Consider the following 23,518-nt stretch of genomic DNA (forward strand, 5'->3'; position numbering starts at 1 on the left):
ATCGTCTACGACCCGACCAACCATGCCGAGAACCTGCTGACCGCCGCCAGGTCGCTGGAGCAGATCAACAACCAGATCGCCTCGCTGCAGAACGAGGCGCAGATGCTGATCAACCAGGCCCGCGATCTCGCCAGCCTGCCGCATAGCTCGCTGCAGCAATTGCAGCAGAACGTCACCCGCACCCAGCAGTTGCTCGACGAGGCCCAGAACATCGCCTTCGAGGTGCAGGAGGTCGATCAGGCTTTCGAGCGGGAATACGGCACGCCGGATCTCTCGACATCCGAGCAGCAACTGCTGGCCGATGCCCGGACGCGCTGGAGCAACACCATGGGCGGGCTTCAGGACGCCATGCGCGTCCAGTCCGGCGTCACCAACAACATCGAGGCGCAGCGGGCCGAGATGGCCGCGCTGGTCGAGCAGAGCCAGAATGCTGACGGCGCCTTGCAGGCCAGCCAGGCCGGCAACCAGTTGCTGGCCCTGCAATCGCAGCAACTGTCCGACCTCACCGCGCTCCTCGCCGCCACCGGCCGGGCCGAGGCACTGAGCGAGGCCGAGCGCTCGGCGGCGGCCGAACAGGGCCGCATCCAGCGCGAACGGTTTCTGACACCCGGCGCCGGCTACCAGCCCGGCAATGCCCGGATGTTCAACGACTGAAAGCCCGAGGAGGCACCATCATGGAGGGCAAGGCGATGGTCCGGCTCATTGCCATCCTGTTCCTGGCGATCGTCATGACCGTGACGCTGATCCGCATGGAACGGGCCGGCGATCTGCCGCCCCTGCCCGGTCGGCAGAGTCAATCGCAGCCGGAAGATCCGCTGCGCGAGGGGCAGCGCCGCTGCCAGCGGATGGGCGCGGCTGCGGCGGAAGATGCCGAGTGCCTGCGCATCTGGGCCGAGACCCGCGACCGGTTTCTCGGCCGGACGCCGGCGCAATCGGCCGCAACCTCGAGCAGCGAGGAATAGCAGGAACATGGGCGGATCCGGCGTCATCGACAATTTCCTGGCGGTCTTCACCAGCTATATCGACAGCGGCTTCGGTCTTCTGGGCGGCGAGGTCGCCTTCATCGCCACCACGCTGATCGTCATCGACGTGACGCTGGCCGCCCTGTTCTGGGCCTGGGGCGCCGAGGACGATATTCTGGCCCGGCTGGTGAAGAAGACCATCTTCGTCGGCGTCTTCGCCTGGCTGATCACCAACTGGAACAGTCTCGCGCGCATCGTCTTCGACAGTTTCGCCGGTCTCGGGCTCATGGCCTCCGGCACCGGCTTCACCGCCGCCGATCTCATGCGCCCCGGCCGCGTCGCCCAGACCGGGCTCGATGCCGGACGGCCGCTCCTGGAATCCATCTCCGACCTGATGGGCTGGGTCGCGGTGTTCGAGAACCTGATCCAGATCCTCTGCCTGTTCTTCGCCTGGGCGCTGGTGATCCTCGCCTTCTTCATCCTCGCCGTGCAGCTCTTCGTCACCCTGATCGAGTTCAAGCTGACCACGCTCGCGGGCTTCGTGCTGATCCCCTTCGGGCTTTTCGGCAAGACCGCCTTCATGGCCGAGCGCGTGCTGGGCAATGTCGTCTCCAGCGGTATCAAGGTTCTCGTGCTAGCCGTCATCATCGGCATCGGCAGCACCTTGTTTTCGCAGTTCACCACCGGCTTTGGAGGCGTCGCGCCCACCGTGGACGACGCCATGGCCATCGTGCTGGCGGCGCTGTCGCTCTTGGGCCTCGGCATCTTCGGCCCCGGCATCGCCAACGGGCTCGTCTCCGGAGGTCCGCAGCTTGGCGCGGGTGCCGCCGTCGGCACCGGGCTGGCCGTAGGGGGTGCCGCGCTCGTCGCCGGTGGGGCGACCGTGCTGGGGGCGAAGGGTGGTGCGATGGCCGCACGCGGCGGAGCCGCGACGGCGGGCGCCGCCTCCGCTGCCTACACCCTCCATTCCGCCGGAGAATCCGGGCTCGGTGGTGCCCTCTCCGGTGTCGCCGGTATCGGCAAAGGTGCCGGCATCGCCGCGCTGTCGCCGCTGCGCAAAGCGGCGGCCAGCATCTCCAAGAGCCATGCCGCCGGAGTGAAGACCGCCTTCACCGGCACTGGCGGATCCACCACGCAGGGAACGCTCGGCGGCGTCGGTGCATCTGTGCCCACTCCGTCATCTCCCGGCAGCCCGCCCGCCTGGGCGCAGCGCCTGCGCGGGCAAGCCGTGGGCCGGGGCGCAACCGTCGCCGCCCATGCGGTCCGGTCAGGTGACAGCCATGGTCCCGGTGCTTCCGTTTCCCTTTCCGAAAGCGACAAGCCATGAACCTGTTCAGACGCCCGACGACCCATTACGGCAAGACCCCGGAACCGGTCACGCCCTATCAGAAGGCAACACAAGTCTGGGACGAGCGCATCGGCTCGGCCCGGGTGCAGGCCAGAAACTGGCGATACATGGCCTTTGCCTGCCTGTTTCTCGCCGCCGGGTTCGCTTCCGCCCTGGTCTGGCAGTCGGCGCGCGGCACCGTGGTCCCTTGGGTGGTGCAGGTGGACGATCTCGGCCAGGCGCAGGCCGTCGCACCGGCCGCGGCCGACTATCGCCCGACCGATCCGCAGATCTCCTGGCATCTCGGCCGCTTTGTCGAGCAGGTCCGCTCGATCCCGGCCGATCCGGTGATCCTGCGCCAGAACTGGCTCCGGGCCTATGAGTTCACCACGGATCGCGGTGCCGCGGCGCTGAACGACCATGCCCGCGGCAACGATCCCTTTGCGAAACTCGGCGAGCAGCAGGTCTCGGTCGAGGTGTCCTCGGTCATCCGCGCCTCGCCCGACAGTTTTAGGGTCGCCTGGACGGAAAAGCGCTACGAGAACGGTCAGCTTTCCAATACCGAACGCTGGACCGCGATCCTGACCGTGGTGCTGCAGACGCCCCGCACCGCCGAAACTCTGCGCGCCAATCCGCTCGGCATCTACGTCAATGCGATCTCATGGTCGCGGGAGATGAGCCAATGATCCCCATCACGTTCCGCAAACCCGGACCGGCCATTGTCCTGCTGTTCGCCACCATGCTGGCGGGCTGCGCCACCCAGAAATCGCCGCAGGTCAGCTATGACGACCACGTGCCGCCGCTGCCTTCGCCGCCCGCTGCCGTTGCCGATCCGGCACCAAAACCGTTGCATGTGCCGCCGGACTGGACACCGGCGCGCGGCGGCAATACGGCGGAGAGCCCTATCGGTCGGGTGGCGAATGCCAATCTCGCCGCCCGGGTCGAGCCGCGCCGCGAGGGCTACTATAATGCCATACAGGTCTATCCGTGGAGCGAAGGCGCGCTCTATCAGGTCTATGCCGCGCCCGGACAGATCACCGATATCGCGCTGGAGCCCGGCGAGAGTCTCACCGGCGCCGGCCCCATCGCCGCCGGCGACACCGCCCGCTGGATCATCGGCGATACCGAGAGCGGCAGCGGCGTGTTCCACCGCGTGCATGTGCTGGTCAAGCCGACACGGCCCGACATCAGTACTAACCTGGTCATCGCCACCGACCGGCGCCGCTACATGCTGGAGCTGCGTGCGAGCGAGGAGGCCTGGATGCCGGCGGTGTCCTGGCACTATCCGGAATCGTCGGCACCGGCCCAACGGCGAACGGTTCCCGCAGCACCGGCTATACCAGGCAAAGCATCCCGCAACCATCGCTACGGCGTGCAGGTGCAAGGCGCGAGCCCACCCTGGCGGCCGGTCTCGGTCTTCGATGACGGCCGCCGGGTCTATGTGGTCTTTCCGCGCGGCATCGCCCAGGGCGAGATGCCGCCGCTCTTCGTCATCGGCCCGGACGGTGCGCCCGAGATCGTCAACAGCCGCGTCTACGGCAACGTCATGATCGTCGACCGGCTCTTCGGTGTGGCCGAGTTGCGGCTTGGGTCCGGCAAGCGCCAGCAGGTGGTACGGATTATCCGTATGGAACAGACACGGGCGGTCGCCCAACCAACCCGCGCGCCGACGAAAGGATCGTCCTGATGAGCGACAGGGAAGCTGCCGCCGCGCCGATGCGCCTGCGGGCCGAGCCGCCGCGCGTCACCCGGCTGTCGCGCAAGGTGCTGGCGGGCCTCGGTGGGATCGCCGCACTCGGCATCGGGGCGGCGCTGATCTTTGCCCTGCAAACCCGCGACGTCGAGCGCGGCGGCGAGGAGCTGTTCTCCACCGAGAACCGTACCACCGCCGACGGGCTGGCGGAACTGCCGCGCGACTATAGCGGTCCCGTCCTCGGCCCGGCGCTGCCCGGCGATCTCGGCAAGCCGATCCTCAACGCCCGGAACCGCGGCGAACCGGTGCCGGCGCCGGCACCGGACATCGCCTCCCCGCTCGAGGCCGTACCGGCCATGGACGCGGCGGAGCAGCAGCGACTGGCGGAAGAAGAGGCCGCGCGGCTCAGCGGCGTGTTCTTTCAGGGTGGGCCACGGCCTGCGGGCGGGCCGGATACCGGTGCCGGGAGTGCCGGATCGGCGTCCGGAGGATCCGGCACCATGGGAGAACCGGGAGCGACAAGCGCGCAGGACCGGCACGCGGCGTTTCTGGGCGCCGCCGCCGACCGCATCACGGTGGTTCCGGATCGCGTCGAAGCACCGGCCTCGCCCTATATCCTGCAGGCCGGATCGGTGATCCCGGCGGCGCTGGTCACCGGCATCCGCTCGGACCTGCCCGGCCAGATCATCGCCCAGGTCACCCAACCCGTCTATGACAGCCCGACCGGCTCGATCCTGCTGATCCCGCAGGGCACCCGCATCATCGGCGAATACGATGCGGATGTCACATTCGGCCAGCGCCGCGTTCTCCTTGTCTGGAACCGGCTGATCTATCCGGACGGCCGCTCGCTGGTGCTGGAGCGCCTGCCGGGCGCCGACGCGTCCGGCTATGCCGGGCTCGAGGATGGCGTCGATTACCACTGGGGAGAGCTGATGAAGGTCGCAGGGCTCTCGACCCTGCTGGCGGTGGGCACCGAACTCGCCGCCGGCGACGAGGAGGACCGGCTCATCCGCGCCATCCGCGACGGCGCCCAGGACACCGTCAACCAGGCCGGCCAGCAGATCGTCCAGCGCCAGCTGCAGGTCGCCCCCACACTCACCATCCGGCCGGGATTCCCGGTCAGGATTCTGGTGAGCCGGGACTTGGTCTTCGAGAACGCAGGAGGATGATGCCATGACAAAGTTGAAGCTCGGGCCGATCGCGGACGATACGCCGGTGAAGCTGACCGTCGAACTGCCCGCCGGCCTGCACAGGGATCTGGTTCTTTACGGCGAACTTCTAGGCCGGAGCGGCGGGCAAGGGGCTGTCGCACCGCAAAAGCTCGTCGTGCCGATGCTGGAGAGGTTCATCGCCTCGGATCGCGGGTTTGCGAAAGCAAGGCGGAGTATCAGTGTCCGGGGGCAGCCAAATGGCTGAACATCTGCCCTTCCTTGCCCATTGCAGCCCAGCTCCTCGCGGGCTCGCTCGTGCATGGGGTTTCGGGAGAAGACCAGGCAGCAACGACAGGGGAAACGACACCCTGACACATAACGTCTTACGTTTTGCGTCTGGACTATGGCGTGGACAGCCCGGTCGTGTTATCTTGTACACAATACATTACAAGGCTTTCACTATGACGGCAAGCACCACCATGACGATTCGGGTTTCCCCCGAGACCAAGCAGAAGCTGGAGCGGATCGCCGGAGAAACCCGGCGCAGCAAGTCGTTCCTCGCGGCCGAAGCCGTTTCCGCCTATGTCGAGCGCGAACTGGAAATCATCGACGGCATCCGGCGCGGCATGGCCGATGCGGCGGCCGGCCGCGTCGTATCCCATGAAGATGCCATGGCCGAGATCCATGCCGTGATCGACGCGGCGGAAGCAACGCGCGCAGGAAAAGCGTGAGGCGGCCGGTTGCCTGGACCCGCGCGGCCCTGGACGACATCAAGGAGCAGATCGCCTTCATCGCGCAGGACAACCCGGCCGCCGCGCGGCGGGTTGCGGACCGCATCCGGGACACCGGCACAGCTCTCGGAGACATGGCGACGGGGCGGCCCGGCCGGGTCACGGGCAGCTATGAGAAATCCGTGAGCCGCCTGCCCTATATCATCGCCTACGAGTTGCGGGCGATCGCCGGCCGGGAAAGCGTCGTCATCCTGCGCGTCATCCATACCTCGCAGGATTGGCCCGATGAGGACTGGCCGCACTGACCCGGAAGACATGGGAGGTGGGTGCGCCGACGTGCCTTCCCTACCCGCGCTCCTCTGGCACCTCCTGTTGCAGCCTCGGCCCGCTGACGAGGCGTCGGCCGAGGGCTTCCAGGAACCGGTCGTAGCGGTCGCCGCCTTGGGCCCGCGCCGCCGCGTCGAGCGGCGCCGGGGTCGCGGTCAGCCAGGACCGCACGAAGATCGCGAAGGCCTCGTTGGCGATGCCGATATCGCGCTCCAGCCGCTGGACATTGCGGTCGATGCGATCGAGCCGCCGGGTCATCGCCGCCTCCTGCCGTTCGTCGACATCGGGGGTGAGGAAAGATGCGATGGCCGCTTCGGCCACGAGCGAGCGGGACTTCCCGCGCCGGTCGGCATAATCGGCCAACAGCAGCATCAGTTCGGGGTCCAGATAGACCGAGAGGCGCCTTTTCTTGTCGGCATGTTCCGGCATGGCTCAGAGCTCCAATCCGTCGTCCTGGTTCATCGAGATCTGGCGCGCGACCCGACGCATGTCGCGCGCCAGTCCCCGGTTACGGACCGCCTGCTGCTCGGGGGCCTCGAAATCGGGATCGAACTCGTTCTCCGGAAGCGTCACCGGCTGCGGCGCGATATCCTGATAGGGCTCCAGTCCTGGCTCTCGGCGCAGACCGGCATTGTCCGAATCCCCGGATGAATTGGTGTCGACCTGGGCAAGCGCGGCATTCGGCACGGCGGCAGCACCAGCCCCCTGCCCCACATCATCCAGCTTTGGCGGCGGCAGCCCGGTCCAGTCATCCATCTGCCGTGAAGGCATGACCTCGCGCGTATCGGGCGGGGCCAGCACCCGCTCGCGGAAACGCGGATCGACATAGTAGCGCGCCTTCCGGGCCCGGATCGGCGGGGTGCCCGCCACCATGACGATCTCGTCCTCGGGCGGCAGCTGCATCACCTCGCCGGGGGTGAGCAGCGGCCGGGCGGTCTCGGAGCGCGAGACCATGATATGGCCGAGCCAGGGCGCCAGGCGGTGCCCGGCATAGTTCTTCATCGCCTTCATCTCGGTGGCGGTGCCGAGGGCATCGGAGACCCGTTTGGCCGTCCTCTCGTCGTTGGCGGCGAAGCTGACCCGGACATGGCAGTTGTCGAGGATCGAATTGTTCGGGCCATAGGCCTTCTCGATCTGGTTGAGCGATTGCGCGATCAGGAAGGACTTGATGCCGTAGCCGGCCATGAAGGCCAGGGCGGATTCGAAGAAATCCAGTCGTCCCAGCGCCGGGAACTCGTCCAGCATCAGCAGCAGGCGGTGCCGGTCGTCCTTGCCGCGCAGATCCTCGGTCAGGCGCCGGCCGATCTGGTTCAGCACCAGCCGGATCAGCGGCTTGGTGCGCGAGATGTCGGAAGGCGGCACCACCAGATAAAGCGTCGAAGGCTGCTCGCCCGCGATCAGATCGGCGATGCGCCAGTCGCAGCGGCTGGTGACTTGGGCCACCACCGGATCGCGGTAAAGCCCGAGGAAGGACATGGCGGTGGACAACACGCCCGAGCGTTCGTTCTCGGCCTTGTTCAGCAACTCGCGCGCGGCGCTGGCGATGACCGGATGCGGGCCGGCCTCTCCGAGATGCGGGGTCTTCATCATCGCCGCCAGCGTCGCCTCGATCGACCGGCGCGGATCGGAGAGGAAGGCGGCGACGCGCGCGAGGGTCTTATCCTCCTCGGCATAGAGCACATGCAGGATCACGCCAACCAAAAGGGCATGGCTGGTCTTTTCCCAATGGTTGCGCTTTTCCAGCGAGCCCTCGGGATCAACGAGGATATCGGCGATGTTCTGGACATCGCGCACCTCCCATTCCCCGCGGCGCACCTCCAGCAACGGGTTGTAGGCGGCGGATTGGGCATTGGTCGGATCGAAGAGCAGCACCCGGCCGTGCCGTGCCCTGAACCCGGCGGTGAGCTGCCAGTTCTCACCCTTGATGTCATGGACGATGGCCGAGCCGGGCCAGGTCAGCAGCGTCGGCACCACCAGCCCGACGCCTTTACCGGATCGGGTCGGTGCGAAGCAGAGCACATGTTCCGGGCCGTCGTGGCGCAGATAGTCCGCGCCGAGCTTGCCGAGCACCACGCCATCGGGGCCGAGCAGTCCGGCCCGCTCGATCTCGGGCCGCTCCGCCCAGCGCGCCGAGCCGTAGGTCTCGACATCGGCAGCCTCACGGGCGCGCATCACCGAGAGGATGATGGCGGTGCCGATGGCGAGGAATCCGCCCGCGGCAGCGATGATGCCGCCCTCGACGAAGATGCGTGGCGCATAGGCATCGTAGAAGTACCACCACCAGAACAGGGCCGGCGGGTAATAGACCGGAATGCCCCAGAGAGCGAACCAGGCCGGGCCGAGCTGCGGCTGGAAGCCAAGCCGCCAGGCCGTCCATTGCGTGCCGGACCAGACGAAGATCAGCACGATCAGGAAGACCACGGTGATCTGGCCCCAGAGGATCTTCGTGCCGGACAAGGCGGTTCCAGGCTCCCTGCAGGTATTCGATGCAATGAGGAAAACCCGCCCGGCGCAAGATTCAACCGCAATCCTTGGGCGGATCGCAGTGCAGCGTAGGGAAGCGTAAGAATACTTGCGGGATGCGGCGGTCTGATTGCCGGCACAGGTTCCAATTTCTGCGTAGATCCAGCTACGGCGCAGGCAATTCCTTCAGCGGATTGGCGAAAGGCACGCCGAGCGGCGCGAAATGCTGCTCATTGGCGGTCAGCACCGTCAGGTCATGCGCGGCCGCAGTCGCAGCGATGGCGATGTCCTCGAAACCCGAATCATGGGCGCGCGCCCGGTCGAGGATCGCTCCGGCCTGGCGGGCCTCCCCGATGCCGAAAGGCAGAATCCGGCTGGCATAGAAATGCTCGATGGCGGCGAGCCAGCGGCGTAGCGCCGGAGCCTTGGCGCTGGCGCCGATCCTGACCGCTCGGGCGATGCCTGCCTCGATCTCGGCAATGGTGATGGCCGAGAGATAGAGCCGGTCGCTATGGGCGCGCATCCAGGCGGCGAGAGCCTGGGCATCGGCGTCTCGCCTCGTCGGCACGGAGGCCGAGACGATGTTGGTATCGAGCAGGTACAAGATTCAGAGGCCCGTATCCCGCAGCGCGCGCGCCGGCTTGCGGGCACGTTCGGGAATGTCATCGGGCTCGCCGGGAAAGGCCAGCAGCAGATCGGCGAAATCCGGCACCCGGGAGATGCGCTGAAACTCCTCGAAGGAGAGCAGCACCGCTTCCTTGCGGCCGTGCCGGGTGATAACCGTCGGCTCGCCAGCCACGGCCTGATCGACCACGGCGGAAAGCGTCGCCTTCGCATCCCTGAGCTGGAGTTCCTTCATGGCCGCCTCCGGGTTATGACTACACATGGTCATATGGTGCGCGCGCTTCGGTCGTCAAGACCCCGACCTCTCCGCCGCCGCCTCACAGCCCGAGCCCGCGCTTTCGACCGAAGGACCAGTCCACGCCGCCATCCGCCCGGGCGACGCCCGAGACGTGCCGGTCGAGATGCCGTTCGAGCGAAGGCGTCCAGGGCACCAGCTTGAAGCCCAGCCCGTCGTCGATCATGGCGAAACGACCCGAGGCCAGGGCGAAGCGCCGGCGATAGGTGCCCGCGACATGATCGCCGGTGTTCGCCCGGTCGTAGGACATGCCGGTCTCGGCGGCAAGCTTTTCGGCAAGCGCGCCGACCTCGCGCTCGCGCAACCGGTCGAGCAGCCGGCGTGCAAAGATCACGCGGCTGCCTTGCCGCTCGGCCAGACCCTCCTCGATCAGGTGTTCCGCGCGCCGCTTCATCGCCTGGCGCACCTCGACGCCGAAACCGGCCTCCGACAGCGCCACAGGATCGCGAGAGACCGCCTGGCGGTCGAGCCAGGTGGCACCATTGGCGGTCACCTGAGCGCGGATATCCAGATCGGAACGAACAGCCAGCGCGGTGCGGCGCGCGCCCTTCGCATCCTCGTAAGACCGCAGCTCGACGATGGATCCAGGCGCACTATCGCCGGCGGCGTCGAAATGCGGCAGCCGGATGTGATGGGTGCGGCCATCGACACCGTCGATCACCACATAGGCGCTGCCCTTCAGCTCGTCGTCATGGCCGCGTTCCACCAGCCGGCCCAGGATCGGGCCATCGGCCTCGCTGGCAAAGACGTAGTCCGAAACCCCACGATCGATCCCCTGCCCCGACAGCGCCCGATGGATGCGCTTGATGATGTCGCCGCGCTCGCCGAGTTCGCGCAGCATAATCTCGGCCTCGGGCCGGATCACCCATTGCGCCTGCCCGACCTGATCGGCCAGGCCGAGGCGTTCCAGATGCCGCAGCCGCCCGACCTTTTGCGGCAGGTAATCGTCGCGCGGACCATCGACGTGTGGGGCCATGTCGATGACGCCGGGCTTGCCGGCGTCGCGGAGAAGCTGGCGGTCGAGCGCGGTCCAGCGTTCCGCCTCGACCTGCCGCATCAGGCTGCGGTGGATCTCATGGTCATGGCGCGGCCCCAGTTCCCGGGTGATCAGGTCCTGTGCCCGGTCGCGCAAGCCTTCCCGGATGTAGTCGCGCGAGATGACCAGATCCTTGCCGTCATCGGCCCGCCCCCGCAGGATGACATGGACATGGGGATTGTCGGTGTTCCAGTGATCGACGGCGATCCAGTCGAGCTCCGTGCCGAGATCCTTTTCCGCCTGCGCCATCAACTCCCGGGTGAACCGCTTCAGGTCCGCCATGTCGGCGGCATCCTCGGGCGAGACGATGAAGCGGAAATGGTGGCGGTCGTCCTCGCTGCGCTCGGCGAAGTCCTTGATGTCCGCATCGTCGCTGTGTGGATCGAACATGCGGGCTTTTTCGCCACCGCGGGTGACGCCGTCGCGGCCGAGATAGCCCAGATGCCGCGGCAGCGCCGCGGCCTGCCCTGTTCTGCGTACCACCCGGACCTTGACGGTGCAGAGCCGCGTGCGGCGGGTGATCAGCCTGTTGGCGCGGACGGCCGCAGTTCGGCCCCGGCCGAAGCGCGAGGTGCCCGGCGACACGATCCTGCCGCTGCGCGAGACGCGCCCGCCCGCCTTCTGGGCGGCGGCCAGCGCCTGGACCACGAAAGGCCGGGCGCGCTGGCTGCGGCTGGAGCGGATGCCCCCGGGGCGGATGCGGAAATCGTCCTCGTTGCTCATGGGCCGATCTCCTGCGAGGTGCGGGATTCGTTCGGAAAGCTGCATAATCCGGGAAGCCGCGAGGTACGGATGGGCGCCGCGATGTGCGCAATTCTCTCGAAAACCCGGCAAACATCCCCAACCGCCCGGCCCGCACATCGCGGGCTTTTATCTTGCCGTCCTAAAAGCGCCGCGGCCCAACAGGCCGCGACGCCCTTTTCTGCGATGGAGCACGACAGAACACGACCTGATCCAAATACGCTCATGAGGCGCCTCCCGTGCGGGATCGACCCCGGCGGGCGCTGTCCGACGGCGGCAGTGCAGGCACCGGATCGCCCGGCAGGGTGAACTTCCGCTGCCATGAATGCCACGCCGCGGTGACGGCGCCGGTGCCGGGAAACAGATCGTCGAGCGTATCCTCGGGCCGCGCGGCGACCATCTCGAAGGCCCAGAGGCAGACGGCTTCCGGCTTGGCGCCGGTCAGCCCACGGCGCAGGGTGATGCTTTCCTGCACCCAGTCGCGCAGCACCAGCCGCTTGCTGACCACGGGCTTGCGGGCGGCTTTGACGATCACCGGTTCCCAGGCCCAGGCGACCGGCACATTACGCTTGAAGGCGGCGAAGCCCTTCACCCAAGCCATCCACCGGGCACCCGTCGGCTCGACCAGTGGCGCGAGAACGGCGAACGAATGCGGCGTCGCGGCGGCATGCAGGATCCAGCCGTCGTAGTCCCGCTCCAGCCGATCGATCAGCGCCGCATGATCGACCTCACCGGCGTAATCCGGGCGGTCGCAGTAGAGATGCGCGCAGCCGATATAGGGCGGGTCTGCATAGGCGATCTTCATCTGCCGAGCCCTCCGTCGAGGTAGGTGGTGAGGCGTCTGGAATGTTTTTTCATTGCACTGCTCCCGCGTCGGACCGGCGCAGGAACAGACCGCCGGGCTGCACTCGTTCCGCATCCGGGCTGCCGGTCATGCTGCCGGTGAAGAGCGGTGCTTCGCGCCAATCGCGCGGAGGCGCGACAGCAGGAGGACTGCCAGGAAGCGTCACGCCGCCCATCAGCGGCGCGAGCGCGGCGACATAGGCGCGGGTCTCGGCCGGCAGGAGCCGGCCCGAGATCAGGTGCTCGTCGTAGCGTCCCGGCCCGGCATTGTAGGCTGCCAGCATGCCAGCGATGGTGCCGTAGCGGTCGTGCATCTCGCGCAGATAGGCGGCGCCGGCGAAAATGTTGTCGCGCGGGTCGAACGGATCGTCGCCGAGAGCATGGCGGGCGCGCAGCGCCGCCCATGTCTTCGGCATGATCTGCATCAGGCCCATGGCGCCCTTGGGCGAGACGGCCTGCGGATTGCCGGCGCTTTCGACATGGCGCACGGCGCGGATCCAGTGCGCCGGAATGCCGAAGCGCAGCGAGGCTTCCGCGACATGGGACGCGAAGGGATCGCGGGATTCTCGCACGACTGGCTGCACGGTCTGCGCCAGCAGGCCGGCAGCCGGGAGGGTGGCGATTGTCAGGCCGGAAAGAAGAAGAATGGCGATGCCGCGGGCGGCGTAAGCCCGCCCGTCAGTATGGCGAAGGACGGATACCGGCATGGCTCAGTCCCGCTCGTCGCGTTTTCTGGGACGCGACCAGTGCAGGCCCCAGTTTCGGCCCTGCTCGTCGGACTGGAACAGCCGGGCGCGGATCGGCTGCGCGAGGACGGGATCGTCGAGGGCGACCGAGATGTAGGTTCCGGCCCTTTCGCCACTATGGGTCCAGCCGGCGCCGATCTCCGGTCCGTCCTCGCCGTCGAGATGGAGCCGGTAATCCGGGGCGTTCTCGACATCGGCATGGGTGGGCACGAAGACCAGTTGCAGATCGAGCGTGACGGTGCGGATGCGGCCCTCGTATCCGGATTGTGTGCGGGTGAATTCGCCGATCTGTGGCATGTTACTCTCCGTGGGCTGGTGGTTGGTGGTGGGATCAGGGACCGTTTCCGCACCGGCCGCAGGCCGGCGGAAGCGGCCGTGGTCCTCCGCATCGGTCCAAAGCGGGACGATGCGAGCGGTGACGCTGCCGAGCGGGAGCGGGCCGAAATAGCGGCCGTCGAGACTGTCTTCCGCGTCCTGGTTCATGAGAAACACCTCGCCTTCAGCGATCAGCCGGCAGCCCTGCCAGGTTGGCAGCGGCCGGCCGAAGCGGTCACGTTCGCGCGCCTCGCCGAGGACCTGGCCGTCGCCGGTGATCGTGGATCCTCTGCGGCAGACCCGGGTGCCGGGAAGCGCGGCGACGCGCTTCAGCAGCGGCACGCCGGGGCCGACATAGCCGCGCGCAACGATGAACTGCGCCAGCGGTTCTGGCAGCGTCACCGCGACCAGATCGCCGAGGGTCAGATTGCCGACGGGCTGAACGGCATAAAGCCCGAGCGGCACGCTGGCGGAGGCGTTCCAGATCAGTCGGGGCGCGATCTCGGTGACGGAAACAGCACCGATCACCAGAACGGCAAGGCCGGTGGCAGCGAGATAGGCGGTGCGGGTCCTGCGGGTCATGACGCACCTCCGCGATCCGCAGGATCATTGGTGGGCGTGCTGTCGTCAGCATCACCGTCCGCCTGGTCGGCAGCATCCCCGTCGGCAGCGGCATCACCTGCACCCGGGGCTACGGATGCATCATCGCCTGCAGCTGCGTCACCCGCCGAAGCGTCCCCCAGCACCGCGTTCAGTGCGGCCTCGCTGCGCAGGATGGCGCGGCCGATGGCCTCGGGGATCTGCGGCACCACCGCATCGCCGAAGGCCTCGACGATCAGGCTCGCCGCAGACGTCCCCTTGCGACTGCCGAGCGCAAGGCGCGTGCGAGCCAGCCAGGCGGAAATCCCATCATCCACCCGTATGTGATGGGCAATGCCGCCGTTCCAGTCAGGCCATGGTTCCGCAAGATCGCCGCCAGCGCCCGCGCCCCGGCCCATTTGTCCGGCGCCCGGTTGGTCATCGCGCCGTCCATCACCGCATCCATCGTCGGCGATTTCCGGCGGTCGTAGGCCGGGCTCCAGCCGTCCATGCGGCTGTCGCGTTTGGTCGGCGTCGGCAGGGTTTCGGGAGCCCGTGACATCCCCGCATGGCGGCTGTTGTGGCCCCGAAGCTGGCTGAGAAGGTCGCCCCGGCCGCCGCGATCCGCGTCCGTCTTCCGCGGCGTGGCGAGGTTCATCCGCAGCGGATATGTCGATCCCGCGCCGCCGCCGGCACCGTCCTTCATCCCGTCCGAGGCCATCGGTGTCGGCAGCGGGCGGTTGCGGAACAGGTCGGAGAGACCCGAGTCCTTCATCGCCTTCCGTGCCCCCGATTCGCCCTCCAGCCGCATGCCACCCTGCCGGGACTGCGACACGGGCGTGGGCAAGCTGTTCGGGATCGCAGCCGATGAGCCAGGAGCGCTTGCGGACATGGTTGGCGCCGATATCCGCAGCACCCACCACGCATGGCCAGCAAGCGTAGCCGAGCGCTTCCAACTCGTCGAGCAGCCGGTCGGCGCCGCGAGTTCGCAAATTAGAGCTCACATGGGGACCTTTCCTGCAAGAGGGTATATTCCGGCATTTCGCCAGTCCTTTCCGTTGTTCCAGATCCATGGTCCGAGCCCGTTCCCCGATCCGCGCGCGTTTCCGCCGCACGTATCAAACTCACATACGGTCGCCGCTCGGGGCGGCTGCACCAGGATCCCGCATTCTGCGGGCGAGGGCTCGGGAGGACGGGACCATTCTGTTCTACGGCTGTTGAGGCCACGCGCTAATCAGGTCGCCCACCCGGATCCGGCGGGATTGATCAGATCCCGTCGAACATCATTGCCATGAAGGGTCAAACCGTCTTCATGGCGGCACCTTCGATGACGACGCCGGCCGTGAGGTACTTCCACAGGGCGACAAGCAGTTTTCTCGCCATGGCGGCGATCATGGTCTTGCGGACACGACCGCCATGGCCGGCCACGCGCTGCTGGAACCAGCAGCTCAGCTCGGAACGAGGCTGATGACGCAGCCAGAGCCAGGCAAGCTGGATCATGGTCGTTCGCAGCCTGGGATTGCCGGATTTGCTGACACCCTGCTCCCGGTTCACGGAACCGCTTTGCCATGGTGTCGGTGCCAGGCCCGCGTAGGCTGCCACTTGCCGTCGGTTCTCAAACGGGCGTGACAGCCCCTCGGCCCAGATCACGGCCGCGAACTCAGGGCCGATACCTTTCAGCGCGGCCAGAACCCCAACCGGCGGCGTATCGGTTTTACGTTCCTCTTTCAGGTCGGCGTCGCGCTCTGCCTCGACGTTCCTGATCTGCTCCAGAAGCAGTTCGAGGCGATCGAGTTCGCGCAGGATCTGTCGTTTCAGGCAGGGCGAAAGCGGGCGCCCGTCGCCAGTGCGCAGCTCTTCCAGATTCTGCCGGCGATTGCGATGCAGGGGTTCATAGGCCACGCCTTGCGAATAAAGCAGCCCCTTGATGCGGTTGACGTGGCTGACACGTTCCGCGATCAGAACCTTGCGCTCCCGCGACGGTCGGCGCCTGTCCTCATCCTCCGGAGAGGGCACGCGGACCATCGAACAGACCCGCGGCTCCCCCCGTTTCCAGGCCAGCAACGTCCTGACGAGGGTTTCGCCATCGACCTTGTCGGTTTTCACACGCCGATGCCGCCGCGGCACTGCAATCGACGCCGCATCGACAATGTGGCTTTCGACGCCTTCCCGTTCGAGGATACGATGTATCCAGAACCCGTCCAGGCCGGCCTCATGGATTGTCACAATCGGAAAGTCACGGCCGGTTCTTTGCAGGGCTTTATGACGAAGCGCATCAAATCGGTCCATCAGGGCCGCCACATCGCCGCCCTTAACGGTATGCCGGGACATTTTTTCCCCCGCGCCCGGAGAAATCGACGTCACCAGCCAGGTCGATTTGCTTAATTCCAAGGATATGAATATCGCTGAAACCTCGTCATGAGCGATGACGTGCGATTTATGTTGATGAACCTGCGTATTCATGGCTGCCTCCTTGACCATTTGCCTTGCCCATAACCGCACGACAGCGGCCTCCGGCAAACAGCCATAGGATCTGTTCTCAAAAGCGAACCAGCGAGGCCGGCATTCTCCGACCAGCCGCACTGCCTCGAGATAGAGGCCCGAGCGTTCGCCCTCGATCCCCTTGCCCCTCGTGTTGGCGCTGGAGATGTCCTGGCAGGGTGGCGAGCCGACGACGATGTCGGGCAGGCAGCCGAGGTCGGAAACAAGTCGAGCTGCCGTGAGGGTGCGGATATCCGCGTAGAGTCTGACATGCGGGAAATTCTCCGAATAGAGGATGCGCCGCCATGCGACGATCTCGCAGGCGGCGACGGTGGTGAACCCGGCGCGGTGCAACCCGAGCGACCAGCCGCCCGCGGCACCGCTGAAGAGATCCAGCACGCGCAGAGGTAGCGCGAGGCGCGGGTGATGTGCCGTCATGCCCCTACCCTCCGGCGCTTCAGCCATGCGGTGTGCTGGGCCTTCGTGTAGGTCCGAAAGGGCTCTCCCGCGGCGATGCGGTTGTGGACATGCCGCCAGTGCTCCGGCGAGACCAAACAGGGATCGATGCCCAGCGCCTCGACGGCGTCGACCGCCTGCAACACCCGCTCGACCTTCGGCCAGCCGGAGACCCGCAGCAGGATCTCGGCGCCCGGGCGCATGAAGGGCAGCGTCTGGAAGGGCTCGCTAGGTCCTACAGCCCGCAAGATGTCGAGGCGCGAGAGCACGGTGCCGTATTCGTTGCCCGCCCAGCGCACGACGGCGAAGACGCTGCCGGGCGCGAAGCCGACGGTCCGGCGCTGACGGTCGAGCCGGTGTTCGTGGCAGAAGCGTCCGAAGCGCAGCCAGTGCTCGACCCGCTTCTCCTGCCAGATCATGTCGACCAAGGTGATCGGAGCAGGATCAGGTTTCGATGATTCAGGGTGACGAACACTCATTCGTCACCCCCCTTCGTGGCGCGGTCAGTCTCCGATTCAAGGGACAAAACGGCCCTGTCCACAGACCGGCGCGCGCCTACAAGGTTAGGAATCCTTGAGTTAGGTAAGTTAGGAGGAGCCGAATCCCCGTTCGGATTCAATATGGTTAAAAGGTGCCTCGGTTCCCGATAGTACGAGGATCGGGTTCCGGATAGTACGGGCCGGAGGGTTCCGGATAGTACGAGACGTTCCACAGCTTATTCACAATCTGATCCCGCAGCCCGAGGGCCTGCGCGGATCGTTGTCATCGGGTTGGAAATGCAGCCGCGGCAACCCATCGGAACCAACGGCCAGCGACAGGCGATAGCCAGGCAGCGGCTGGCGCATCACCAGGGCGCGGATTTCGAAGGCGAAGCGCTTGAACGGCGAGAGGCTGCCGGATTTCAGATGCAGATGCCGGAGATCGAAACTCCAGCCGCCGGGCTGCCGGCCGCCATGGCGCCGCACCAGCCGGTACAGCCAGCGCTCCAGCCCGCCCTTGAGGTCGAAATAGGCCCGGTCGATGGTCAGGACCAGCGCATCGTCCATCACCCCGGCATAGAACCAGTCGGGCAGGATCAACTCGATCCCGAGCGGACGGCGCCGATCGTCGAGCAATTCCTTCCACTCATTGATCCAGGAAAACCGGTGCCGCCGCCGTTCCGCCGGCTGGCGGATCGAGGTGGCGACCGTCGTCGACTGCAGCCGGTCGAGAGCCGCTTTCAGGCGTCGATACCCGAGACCGGAATCGGTTCGGCCGATGAAGGTGAGGATCTCATAGGGCGTCGCGGCCATCAGGCGGGAGGTCCGCAAGCCGTGGTTGCGGGCCTCGACGATCTGGCTGGCGGCCCAGATCAGGATGTCGGCATCCCAGATCGTCGCCATGCCGTGCTCAGGCGTCGCCTCGACGCGGATGGACACCGAGCCCATGTGGAAATCGATCGGCACCACGCGGCGGGACTTGGCCAGCGAAAAGAACGGCCAGGACATCAGGTCGCGGGAATCGCGCGCGGCGATGTCGCTGGCGACGGGCCGGAACAGGTCCATCTGCCGGCCCTCGTAGATGCGGCGCGCGGAGATGGGAGAACTCACCGCCCCACCCTCCTCGCCTCGGTCAGCGTCCGGTCGGGCTTGCGGGCGATCTTCGCCATTTCCGAGGTGGATTGGCGCGCCGAGCCCTCGATCCAGGCACGCAGATCGGCAATCGTGTAGACCACCCTGCCACCAAGCTTGCGGTAAACCGGACCGGTGCCGCCGCAGCGGTGCTTTTCCAGCGTGCGCGGCGAGAGGTCCAGAAGCCGGGCGGCTTCCTCGGTGCGCACGAAGCGCGGCCAGGCGGGATCGGGTTCGTTCTGCATCGTCGGTCTCCGTCGCAAGACCCGCCGGACAGGCGGGATTGCGGCGACGATGGCGCAAAAGCAGCGCCGGGCCGGAGTGACAGAATGACGGCCCGGTTTTTGTCACTCCCTCTCGTTGGGGCTGGAGCCGGGTCGACGAAAAACTTGGCCGGCTCACGAATCCCCATTATACTGGGTGGCGCCGGATCGGGTGCCCGGCGACTCCTCCGGCATGAGCTTACGGGAGCGAGTTGCCAGGAATCTGCGCCGGCTGAGACAGGAGAAATCCCTGTCGCAGGAGGAGCTTGCCGACCGTGCGGACATCAACCGGAACTATGTCGGCATGCTGGAGCGCGAGGAGAACGCCGCGACCGTCGATATGCTGGAAAAGCTCGCCGTGGTGCTGGAGGTCGATCCGGTGGAACTGCTCCGCCGCGACAAGGAATAGGCTTTCGGCAACCGTTCGCCCGTTTTTCCAAGGATTCGCAGGTTTACGCCGACCATCAAACCGCCCTCCTGCCCGTTCCGGAATGTGTGTATTCGGAAAATCCCGATACGCGGCACGGATCGTTCCCCTAGAAAGGGATCGCCGCGTTCTTCATCCTGGGCACGGATCGGAAAGAGGAGAGCCCAATGGCTGCTGACGCCTTCGAGGACACCCCGCCGCAGTCCGAGCGGCTGACCGGCTATGACGAGGCCCATCTGACCACCTATCTGCGACTGCTTGACGCGGAGGAGGAAGGGGCCGACTGGCGCGAGGTGGCCCGGATCGTCTTCGGCCTCGACGTGGCCGCCGATCCCGACCGGGCGAAGCGCGTTCACGACAGTCATCTGGCCCGGGCGCGCTGGATGACCGAGGCAGGCTACCGCCAGATCCTGAAACCGCGCATGCGCTAGCGCAGGGAACGGTAGCGGTATTTGTCTGCGCTTTTGGTTCGGTTGCGACCTGCTTCGTATTCCGGGGCATGCTCTTCGCGCAATTGCCGGTTGTCCGCATACTCCCGGCTTCCAACCCGCCTTTCCTTCCGATGGGGAGCAGAGCCATGCCGTCTTCCACCGATTGGAGGTCTCCGGGCTATGACAACCGGTTCCGGACGCTCGACCGTGCCCGGATGACCTTTCAGTTCCTGCGCCGCAACCGCCGCTATCGCGCGGAGTATTCCCGGATCCGCCAGCATATCGGGCGCGAGGCGCCTGTTGCCGATGCCACGAGAGAGGAGATTGCCCGGATGGCCCGCCGCTGGGGCCTGATGTTTCCCGGTCGATCCCGCACTTCCGGTATCGGAAGCCCGGCCGCTCTGGCGTCCTGATGCGCTTCCCGCCACCCTGATCCTCACCGCCGCACCTGAAGGTTATGACCGGCCACCGCTGCTTGATCCAGCCGATCTGCCGCTGGCGTCGGTCTTGCGGACAAGCGAGGGGTTGCACGGCATCGTCGCCGATGCGGGTGGCGATCACCGGCTCTGGTTTCCCCACGGCATGGCCCGGATCCGGCTGGCGATCGTCGTGCCGCTCGACGAGGATCTGATGGTCCGGCTGAACAGCATCCAGCGGTTTCATCGGTTGCTGACCGGCAGGCCTGTCCGCCCGATCCCTTCCCTACAGGCGCTGTCGGCATCCGAGCGGCACCGCGCGACCCTGATGCTGCGTGCCTGGGACGGGGCCGAATCCGGCGCCTCGCGCCGCGACATCGCCGGCGTCCTGTTCCGGACGGATTTCAGCGGACTCAGCGCCGCCGAATGGAAATCTGCCTCCGAGCGCCGGCAGCTTGCCCGCATCCTCGCCGAGGCACGCTCCATGGTCGGCGGCGAATACCTGACTTTGTTGCGGGGCGGCCAGCACCGGCGGCGCTGAACCGACTTCCGCTCCTGGTATCAGGCGCTCTCGATCTCGCTCGGGGTGTCGAGGAGGAGATCGGCGGCTTCGGTCATCGCCTGCAGGAGGATGATCTGGGCCAGTTCCTCGTCGTGGGTCTGCATCCATCCCCTGCTGATCCGCTCCAGTTCCTCGAGCCGGTGCGGATCGCGGCGGATCAAGGCGTTGGCGGCTTCGGCAATCAGTTCGGTCACGGTGTTCGGGTTGTTCATTTTTACCTCTCCAGTCCGGTTGCGGGGGCGATCCAGCCGGTCCCGCTACTGCCGCAGCCCCGCCGGGCGTCTGCCTTGGCGGGATTCCTGCTTTCGCTGGCACAGTCAGGCGCTTGCGAGGTCGGCCTCGTATCGCTCGCGCGCAGGCGGAGGAATGCCTCGATCTCCGCCGGGGTGGTTGCGCCGTATTCGACCATCTGGCCGAGCAGCTCGAGGGCTTCGTGGATGTCGTTGCGGTCGAAGCAGAATTCGCATTCGGCGTGGATCTTCGCCGCGAGGGCGGTGGTTTCAGTTTCACAGGTCATGGGCGTTCTCCGATCTGGGCTTGGGTCGAACCGTTCAGCCTCTCCTGCTGCGGTACGCCCCGCACGGCGGGACCGGGCAGCTTCCGTTGGCGGGGTCAGATCAGGCCCATCTTCCGAAGCCAGTTGGCGGCGTCGGCGGCATCGTTCGCTGCAACCCTGACCGTCAGGGTCATGCTGTCGCGGCTGGCGCGGGCCTTGACCCCGGTGTCCGCGTCCATGCCCATCTCGATGTCCTCGAGGTTGATGCGGCCGGCCAGCGGGTTGCCGGGGATGTTGATTTCGAATGTCGCCGTATGCATCGGCGTCTCTCCGGGTTTGGGGGCCGATCCGTCCGGCCCCTTCTACTGACCCGGCCCCGCGTTGCGGGGAGCATGGTGCCGGTTGGTGGCGACCACCTTGGCACCTTAAGAATAGTCTAGCAAAAACAGGGCCTTGGCGCAAGTCGGTTGTGGCGTTTATCCATTATTTTCAGTCTGTTAGCTGGCCTCTCAGGCCCGTCGCACTGCCGCCGAAACGCCCGCGGATGGCACCCTTTCACCGGCGGACACCGATTTCCCCTTCTGCCCTGAAGCAAAGTTCACCGTTCGCGACCACGCGTTGACGGCCATGTAAAGCCCATCGGTGGCGCTGCCTCGCTCCCCAGCCCCTTTCCCAGGCCCCTGTTTCTTCTTCACGAGAAAAAGATTGGGTCGGGGTCGGGGGAAGGCAGCAGGCCCGCGCCGGAGGCTTCCCGGCCGGTCGATCCGGTCGGGAAGCCTTCTCTGGGCGGCGCGGCCTCAGGGCGATCCGGTGCGGACATGGGAAAACCCGGCGGCTGAAACCGCCGGGCTCTCGGGCCTCCCGCTCAGGAGGGGATGTCGTCTTCATCGATGAACCGGCCCTCGTCCTTGTCGTCGGCCTCTGACTGCAGTGCCCGGCTGAGGAAATCCACCGTCTCGGCGACGATCTCGCAGCCGTAGCGGTCCTGACCTTCCGCATCCTGCCATTTCGTGTAGTGGATGCGGCCGCGCACCAGCACCTTCGTGCCGGATTCGCAATATTGCTGGATGGTCCGGCCCAACCCGTTGAAGGCGACGACGCGGTGCCATTCCGCGTCCTCGACCCGATAACCGGTCTCGTCGCGGACGACTCGGCCCTCCGAGTAGAGCGGGCGCGAGGTGACCAGCTTGAAGCGGGTGACGTCGGTGCCGCTGCGGGTGGTGCGGGTTTCGGGGGCCTGGCGGATGGTGCCGGCGAGGATGACGATGTTCTGCATTGTCTGTCTCCGTTGCTCGAAGGAGGGACCATTCCCTCCGACGAGACCCGGAAAAGTCCGTCGGGAGGCACCTGCAACTGACGCCCCCTTCGGGCGGCAGCTTGCCCGCAATGCTTCGGAGTGGGGCGGGCAGCCGCGCACGCGCGGCAACACGGTCCGGAGCCTTGGGGGTTGCCGGTGAAAACCGCACGGAGTTAGGGGATCGGACAGGCGGAGGGATTGGTTCGTCCGGGGGCGGATCGGGGACGGATCGCGGAACGGCGGCCTCCTCGCCGGTGCCGTCCTGTCGGCAAAGGCCCCGGAATCCGCACCACCTGCAGCTGTGCCGCTTCGCTTTCCCTTGCTAGTCGCCCTTGCGTCCGCCGCCGGAGGGCCGGGTCGTTCGGGACAGGAAGGATCGGGCTGTCGGGTCGGGGGCGCGGAATGGCATGGCCGTTGTGTCATCGGCCCTGGGTTGGACCATCCAGCAATATTGCGGGGTCGGCATGAAGCCGGTCGCATCGCGGCGGGGATGCACGGCACGGAATGGCAGGATGCGAAAGGCAGGACCGATATGGCTGCGCGGTTGGCGGCGATGATGGATTTCCGTGCCGGGTGCGGCGGGCCGGGAACGGCGGGGACGAGGGCCGGTTCGTCGGCGATGACATCCCGACCTGCGCCGGAGGCCCAGTGGCCCCGGCGGTTCCAGCCGCCGGGTCTTTCCATGGGAGCGGCGGATCGCGGGCACCCGCATCGGCCCAATCGCGCTAGGGAATGATCTGCCGCCAGGCCGGCGGCCGATAGCGAAGATGGATGAGCGGATAGGGTCTTCCTTGCCCGTCGCAGGGCGAGCGGCCGGTGCGCTCGAAGCCGATACGCTCATAAAACCCGAGCGCCTTGGGGTTCTGTTCGTTCACATCGGTCGTCAGGTCCGGATGATCGGCGAGCGCAGCACGGATGAGTGCGGTTCCCATGCCTCGGCCATGATGATCCGGATCGATGAAAAGGGCCTCCAGATGGCCTTCGTGCAAAAACATGAAGCCCAGCGGATTATCGGTGTGATCGACCGCAAGCGACAGGTGCACCTGCGGCAGAAAAATCGAAAGCTCATCTTCGATCGCGGCGCGGTCATGCGGCGCGAGAAAGTCATGGGTGGCATCGACAGCCCTGCGCCAGATGTCCATGACCCGGGCTGTATCCTGACCGGTGGAGGTGCGAATCTCGAACATGCCCGTGCTTACCAGCGCCGGAATCCATGCGCTACAGGGGCCGCACCACGTCCCGCCTC

31 protein-coding genes and 2 pseudogenes are annotated in these 23,518 nt (G+C 66.6%); 13 read left to right on the forward strand and 20 right to left on the reverse strand.

From position 1 onward, the window contains the following. The 9 genes from trbJ to BLT64_RS21510 form a co-directional block, all read left to right on the forward strand. Positions 1–654, forward strand: a 654-nt coding sequence (gene trbJ, locus BLT64_RS21470) for a P-type conjugative transfer protein TrbJ (RefSeq protein WP_074810636.1), incomplete at its 5' end; no start/stop codon positions are given. Positions 655–674: 20 nt separating this feature from the next. Beyond that, positions 675–962, forward strand: a complete 288-nt coding sequence (gene trbK-alt / locus BLT64_RS21475; protein ID WP_011746501.1) for a putative entry exclusion protein TrbK-alt — start codon at positions 675–677, stop codon at positions 960–962. Between the two features lie 7 nt (positions 963–969). Beyond that, on the forward strand, positions 970–2,289 hold the full coding sequence (gene trbL / locus BLT64_RS21480) for a P-type conjugative transfer protein TrbL (RefSeq protein WP_011746500.1): 1,320 nt from the start codon (positions 970–972) through the stop codon (positions 2,287–2,289). Continuing rightward, complete coding sequence (trbF, locus tag BLT64_RS21485) at positions 2,286–2,975, forward strand: conjugal transfer protein TrbF (protein WP_011746499.1); 690 nt, start codon at positions 2,286–2,288, stop codon at positions 2,973–2,975. Before trbL ends, trbF begins: the two co-directional genes overlap by 4 nt. Then, complete coding sequence (gene trbG / locus BLT64_RS21490; protein WP_011746498.1) at positions 2,972–3,976, forward strand: P-type conjugative transfer protein TrbG; 1,005 nt, start codon at positions 2,972–2,974, stop codon at positions 3,974–3,976. The genes trbF and trbG overlap by 4 nt, the downstream gene beginning before the upstream one ends. Continuing rightward, on the forward strand, positions 3,976–5,151 hold the full coding sequence (locus tag BLT64_RS21495) for a TraB/TrbI/VirB10 family type IV secretion system protein (RefSeq protein ID WP_011746497.1): 1,176 nt from the start codon (positions 3,976–3,978) through the stop codon (positions 5,149–5,151). The genes trbG and BLT64_RS21495 overlap by 1 nt, the downstream gene beginning before the upstream one ends. Before the next feature lie 4 nt (positions 5,152–5,155). Next, a complete protein-coding gene (locus BLT64_RS21500; protein ID WP_011746496.1) occupies positions 5,156–5,398 on the forward strand; it encodes a DUF2274 domain-containing protein in 243 nt (80 codons plus the stop codon). Positions 5,399–5,594: 196 nt separating this feature from the next. Beyond that, complete coding sequence (locus BLT64_RS21505) at positions 5,595–5,864, forward strand: CopG family ribbon-helix-helix protein (RefSeq protein ID WP_011746495.1); 270 nt, start codon at positions 5,595–5,597, stop codon at positions 5,862–5,864. Further along, entirely contained in the window at positions 5,861–6,169 is a 309-nt protein-coding gene (locus BLT64_RS21510; protein WP_011746494.1) for a type II toxin-antitoxin system RelE/ParE family toxin, read from the forward strand. The genes BLT64_RS21505 and BLT64_RS21510 overlap by 4 nt, the downstream gene beginning before the upstream one ends. 40 nt (positions 6,170–6,209) lie before the next feature. Here BLT64_RS21510 and BLT64_RS21515 read toward each other — a convergent pair whose 3' ends face one another. The 15 genes and pseudogenes from BLT64_RS21515 to BLT64_RS21585 all read right to left on the reverse strand — a co-directional run bounded on the left by BLT64_RS21515 (position 6,210) and on the right by BLT64_RS21585 (position 18,625). After that, on the reverse strand, positions 6,210–6,620 hold the full coding sequence (locus BLT64_RS21515; RefSeq protein WP_011746493.1) for a CopG family transcriptional regulator: 411 nt from the start codon (positions 6,618–6,620) through the stop codon (positions 6,210–6,212). 3 nt (positions 6,621–6,623) lie between these two features. Continuing rightward, positions 6,624–8,648, reverse strand: coding sequence for a conjugal transfer protein TraG (locus tag BLT64_RS21520; RefSeq protein ID WP_011746492.1), 2,025 nt, complete (start codon positions 8,646–8,648; stop codon positions 6,624–6,626). A gap of 172 nt (positions 8,649–8,820) precedes the next feature. After that, the gene (locus BLT64_RS21525) at positions 8,821–9,258 is read right to left on the reverse strand and encodes a PIN domain-containing protein (protein WP_041529691.1); all 438 of its coding nucleotides are present in this window, start codon (positions 9,256–9,258) and stop codon (positions 8,821–8,823) included. A gap of 3 nt (positions 9,259–9,261) precedes the next feature. Beyond that, positions 9,262–9,513 (reverse strand): type II toxin-antitoxin system Phd/YefM family antitoxin, encoded by a 252-nt coding sequence (locus BLT64_RS21530; protein ID WP_011746490.1) that lies wholly within the window; start codon positions 9,511–9,513, stop codon positions 9,262–9,264. Positions 9,514–9,595: 82 nt separating this feature from the next. After that, complete coding sequence (locus BLT64_RS21535; RefSeq protein WP_011746489.1) at positions 9,596–11,332, reverse strand: relaxase/mobilization nuclease domain-containing protein; 1,737 nt, start codon at positions 11,330–11,332, stop codon at positions 9,596–9,598. A 241-nt stretch (positions 11,333–11,573) separates the two neighbouring features. Further along, positions 11,574–12,155 (reverse strand): hypothetical protein, encoded by a 582-nt coding sequence (locus BLT64_RS21540; RefSeq protein WP_011746488.1) that lies wholly within the window; start codon positions 12,153–12,155, stop codon positions 11,574–11,576. A 49-nt stretch (positions 12,156–12,204) separates the two neighbouring features. Continuing rightward, positions 12,205–12,900 carry a lytic transglycosylase domain-containing protein gene (locus BLT64_RS21545; RefSeq protein WP_011746487.1) on the reverse strand — a complete coding sequence of 232 codons (696 nt, stop codon included), beginning with the start codon at positions 12,898–12,900 and terminating at the stop codon, positions 12,205–12,207. Between the two features lie 3 nt (positions 12,901–12,903). Next, positions 12,904–13,236, reverse strand: a complete 333-nt coding sequence (locus BLT64_RS21550; RefSeq protein WP_041530021.1) for a DUF736 domain-containing protein — start codon at positions 13,234–13,236, stop codon at positions 12,904–12,906. A 54-nt stretch (positions 13,237–13,290) separates the two neighbouring features. Next, positions 13,291–13,836 (reverse strand): annotated as a pseudogene (locus BLT64_RS21555) (S26 family signal peptidase); the annotation flags it as partial. A 253-nt stretch (positions 13,837–14,089) separates the two neighbouring features. Further along, positions 14,090–14,608, reverse strand: coding sequence for a hypothetical protein (locus tag BLT64_RS21560; protein ID WP_041530019.1), 519 nt, complete (start codon positions 14,606–14,608; stop codon positions 14,090–14,092). 524 nt (positions 14,609–15,132) lie between these two features. Continuing rightward, positions 15,133–16,296, reverse strand: a complete 1,164-nt coding sequence (locus tag BLT64_RS21565; RefSeq protein WP_049792343.1) for an IS110 family RNA-guided transposase — start codon at positions 16,294–16,296, stop codon at positions 15,133–15,135. 84 nt (positions 16,297–16,380) lie between these two features. Beyond that, positions 16,381–16,779: pseudogene (locus BLT64_RS27005) on the reverse strand (DNA cytosine methyltransferase); the annotation flags it as partial. Then, positions 16,749–17,249, reverse strand: coding sequence for a DUF2840 domain-containing protein (locus tag BLT64_RS21575; RefSeq protein ID WP_074810639.1), 501 nt, complete (start codon positions 17,247–17,249; stop codon positions 16,749–16,751). The gene BLT64_RS21575 and the pseudogene BLT64_RS27005, both read right to left, overlap by 31 nt. Before the next feature lie 240 nt (positions 17,250–17,489). Further along, positions 17,490–18,359 (reverse strand): replication initiator protein A, encoded by an 870-nt coding sequence (locus BLT64_RS21580; protein WP_277751054.1) that lies wholly within the window; start codon positions 18,357–18,359, stop codon positions 17,490–17,492. After that, a complete protein-coding gene (locus BLT64_RS21585; RefSeq protein ID WP_074810642.1) occupies positions 18,356–18,625 on the reverse strand; it encodes a helix-turn-helix transcriptional regulator in 270 nt (89 codons plus the stop codon). The genes BLT64_RS21580 and BLT64_RS21585 overlap by 4 nt, the downstream gene beginning before the upstream one ends. A 211-nt stretch (positions 18,626–18,836) precedes the next feature. Here BLT64_RS21585 and BLT64_RS21590 point away from each other — a divergent pair, with 211 nt between their 5' ends. The 4 genes from BLT64_RS21590 to BLT64_RS21605 all read left to right on the forward strand — a co-directional run bounded on the left by BLT64_RS21590 (position 18,837) and on the right by BLT64_RS21605 (position 20,458). Continuing rightward, positions 18,837–19,052 carry a helix-turn-helix domain-containing protein gene (locus tag BLT64_RS21590; protein WP_074810651.1) on the forward strand — a complete coding sequence of 72 codons (216 nt, stop codon included), beginning with the start codon at positions 18,837–18,839 and terminating at the stop codon, positions 19,050–19,052. 185 nt (positions 19,053–19,237) lie between these two features. Further along, entirely contained in the window at positions 19,238–19,501 is a 264-nt protein-coding gene (locus tag BLT64_RS21595; RefSeq protein ID WP_011746479.1) for a DNA -binding domain-containing protein, read from the forward strand. Positions 19,502–19,647: 146 nt separating this feature from the next. Then, positions 19,648–19,914, forward strand: a complete 267-nt coding sequence (locus tag BLT64_RS27475; protein ID WP_011746478.1) for a transcriptional regulator domain-containing protein — start codon at positions 19,648–19,650, stop codon at positions 19,912–19,914. 19 nt (positions 19,915–19,933) lie between these two features. Then, a complete protein-coding gene (locus BLT64_RS21605) occupies positions 19,934–20,458 on the forward strand; it encodes a DUF2285 domain-containing protein (protein WP_371862690.1) in 525 nt (174 codons plus the stop codon). 20 nt (positions 20,459–20,478) lie between these two features. On the opposite strand, the gene BLT64_RS21610 is transcribed toward BLT64_RS21605, so the two are convergent. The 5 genes from BLT64_RS21610 to BLT64_RS21630 form a co-directional block, all read right to left on the reverse strand. Further along, on the reverse strand, positions 20,479–20,691 hold the full coding sequence (locus tag BLT64_RS21610; RefSeq protein ID WP_011746476.1) for a hypothetical protein: 213 nt from the start codon (positions 20,689–20,691) through the stop codon (positions 20,479–20,481). A 2-nt stretch (positions 20,692–20,693) separates the two neighbouring features. Next, the gene (locus tag BLT64_RS21615) at positions 20,694–20,996 is read right to left on the reverse strand and encodes a hypothetical protein (RefSeq protein WP_041529690.1); all 303 of its coding nucleotides are present in this window, start codon (positions 20,994–20,996) and stop codon (positions 20,694–20,696) included. A gap of 95 nt (positions 20,997–21,091) precedes the next feature. Continuing rightward, positions 21,092–21,295, reverse strand: coding sequence for a hypothetical protein (locus BLT64_RS21620; protein ID WP_011746475.1), 204 nt, complete (start codon positions 21,293–21,295; stop codon positions 21,092–21,094). 545 nt (positions 21,296–21,840) lie between these two features. Then, positions 21,841–22,251 (reverse strand): single-stranded DNA-binding protein, encoded by a 411-nt coding sequence (locus BLT64_RS21625; protein WP_011746473.1) that lies wholly within the window; start codon positions 22,249–22,251, stop codon positions 21,841–21,843. A 746-nt stretch (positions 22,252–22,997) separates the two neighbouring features. Further along, positions 22,998–23,459, reverse strand: coding sequence for an acetyltransferase (locus tag BLT64_RS21630; protein ID WP_011746472.1), 462 nt, complete (start codon positions 23,457–23,459; stop codon positions 22,998–23,000). Between the last annotated feature and the right edge of the window lie 59 nt (positions 23,460–23,518).

The sequence above is a fragment of the Paracoccus denitrificans genome (genome assembly GCF_900100045.1).
GTDB classification, from domain to species: domain Bacteria; phylum Pseudomonadota; class Alphaproteobacteria; order Rhodobacterales; family Rhodobacteraceae; genus Paracoccus; species Paracoccus denitrificans.

Bases quoted from the DNA above. Each gene is read 5' to 3' on its own strand.
- trbK-alt (WP_011746501.1), top strand. From the start codon at position 675: ATGGAGGGCAAGGCGATGGTCCGGCTCATTGCCATCCTGTTCCTGGCG.
- trbL (WP_011746500.1), top strand. From the start codon at position 970: ATGGGCGGATCCGGCGTCATCGACAATTTCCTGGCGGTCTTCACCAGC.
- trbF (WP_011746499.1), top strand. From the start codon at position 2,286: ATGAACCTGTTCAGACGCCCGACGACCCATTACGGCAAGACCCCGGAA.
- trbG (WP_011746498.1), top strand. From the start codon at position 2,972: ATGATCCCCATCACGTTCCGCAAACCCGGACCGGCCATTGTCCTGCTG.
- BLT64_RS21495 (WP_011746497.1), top strand. From the start codon at position 3,976: ATGAGCGACAGGGAAGCTGCCGCCGCGCCGATGCGCCTGCGGGCCGAG.
- BLT64_RS21500 (WP_011746496.1), top strand. From the start codon at position 5,156: ATGACAAAGTTGAAGCTCGGGCCGATCGCGGACGATACGCCGGTGAAG.
- BLT64_RS21505 (WP_011746495.1), top strand. From the start codon at position 5,595: ATGACGGCAAGCACCACCATGACGATTCGGGTTTCCCCCGAGACCAAG.
- BLT64_RS21515 (WP_011746493.1), bottom strand. From the start codon at position 6,620: ATGCCGGAACATGCCGACAAGAAAAGGCGCCTCTCGGTCTATCTGGAC.
- BLT64_RS21530 (WP_011746490.1), bottom strand. From the start codon at position 9,513: ATGAAGGAACTCCAGCTCAGGGATGCGAAGGCGACGCTTTCCGCCGTG.
- BLT64_RS21535 (WP_011746489.1), bottom strand. From the start codon at position 11,332: ATGAGCAACGAGGACGATTTCCGCATCCGCCCCGGGGGCATCCGCTCC.
- BLT64_RS21540 (WP_011746488.1), bottom strand. From the start codon at position 12,155: ATGAAGATCGCCTATGCAGACCCGCCCTATATCGGCTGCGCGCATCTC.
- BLT64_RS21545 (WP_011746487.1), bottom strand. From the start codon at position 12,900: ATGCCGGTATCCGTCCTTCGCCATACTGACGGGCGGGCTTACGCCGCC.
- BLT64_RS21550 (WP_041530021.1), bottom strand. From the start codon at position 13,236: ATGCCACAGATCGGCGAATTCACCCGCACACAATCCGGATACGAGGGC.
- BLT64_RS21560 (WP_041530019.1), bottom strand. From the start codon at position 14,608: ATGAAGGACTCGGGTCTCTCCGACCTGTTCCGCAACCGCCCGCTGCCG.
- BLT64_RS21565 (WP_049792343.1), bottom strand. From the start codon at position 16,296: ATGAATACGCAGGTTCATCAACATAAATCGCACGTCATCGCTCATGAC.
- BLT64_RS21575 (WP_074810639.1), bottom strand. From the start codon at position 17,249: ATGAGTGTTCGTCACCCTGAATCATCGAAACCTGATCCTGCTCCGATC.
- BLT64_RS21585 (WP_074810642.1), bottom strand. From the start codon at position 18,625: ATGCAGAACGAACCCGATCCCGCCTGGCCGCGCTTCGTGCGCACCGAG.
- BLT64_RS21590 (WP_074810651.1), top strand. From the start codon at position 18,837: ATGAGCTTACGGGAGCGAGTTGCCAGGAATCTGCGCCGGCTGAGACAG.
- BLT64_RS21595 (WP_011746479.1), top strand. From the start codon at position 19,238: ATGGCTGCTGACGCCTTCGAGGACACCCCGCCGCAGTCCGAGCGGCTG.
- BLT64_RS27475 (WP_011746478.1), top strand. From the start codon at position 19,648: ATGCCGTCTTCCACCGATTGGAGGTCTCCGGGCTATGACAACCGGTTC.
- BLT64_RS21610 (WP_011746476.1), bottom strand. From the start codon at position 20,691: ATGAACAACCCGAACACCGTGACCGAACTGATTGCCGAAGCCGCCAAC.
- BLT64_RS21615 (WP_041529690.1), bottom strand. From the start codon at position 20,996: ATGACCTGTGAAACTGAAACCACCGCCCTCGCGGCGAAGATCCACGCC.
- BLT64_RS21620 (WP_011746475.1), bottom strand. From the start codon at position 21,295: ATGCATACGGCGACATTCGAAATCAACATCCCCGGCAACCCGCTGGCC.
- BLT64_RS21625 (WP_011746473.1), bottom strand. From the start codon at position 22,251: ATGCAGAACATCGTCATCCTCGCCGGCACCATCCGCCAGGCCCCCGAA.
- BLT64_RS21630 (WP_011746472.1), bottom strand. From the start codon at position 23,459: ATGTTCGAGATTCGCACCTCCACCGGTCAGGATACAGCCCGGGTCATG.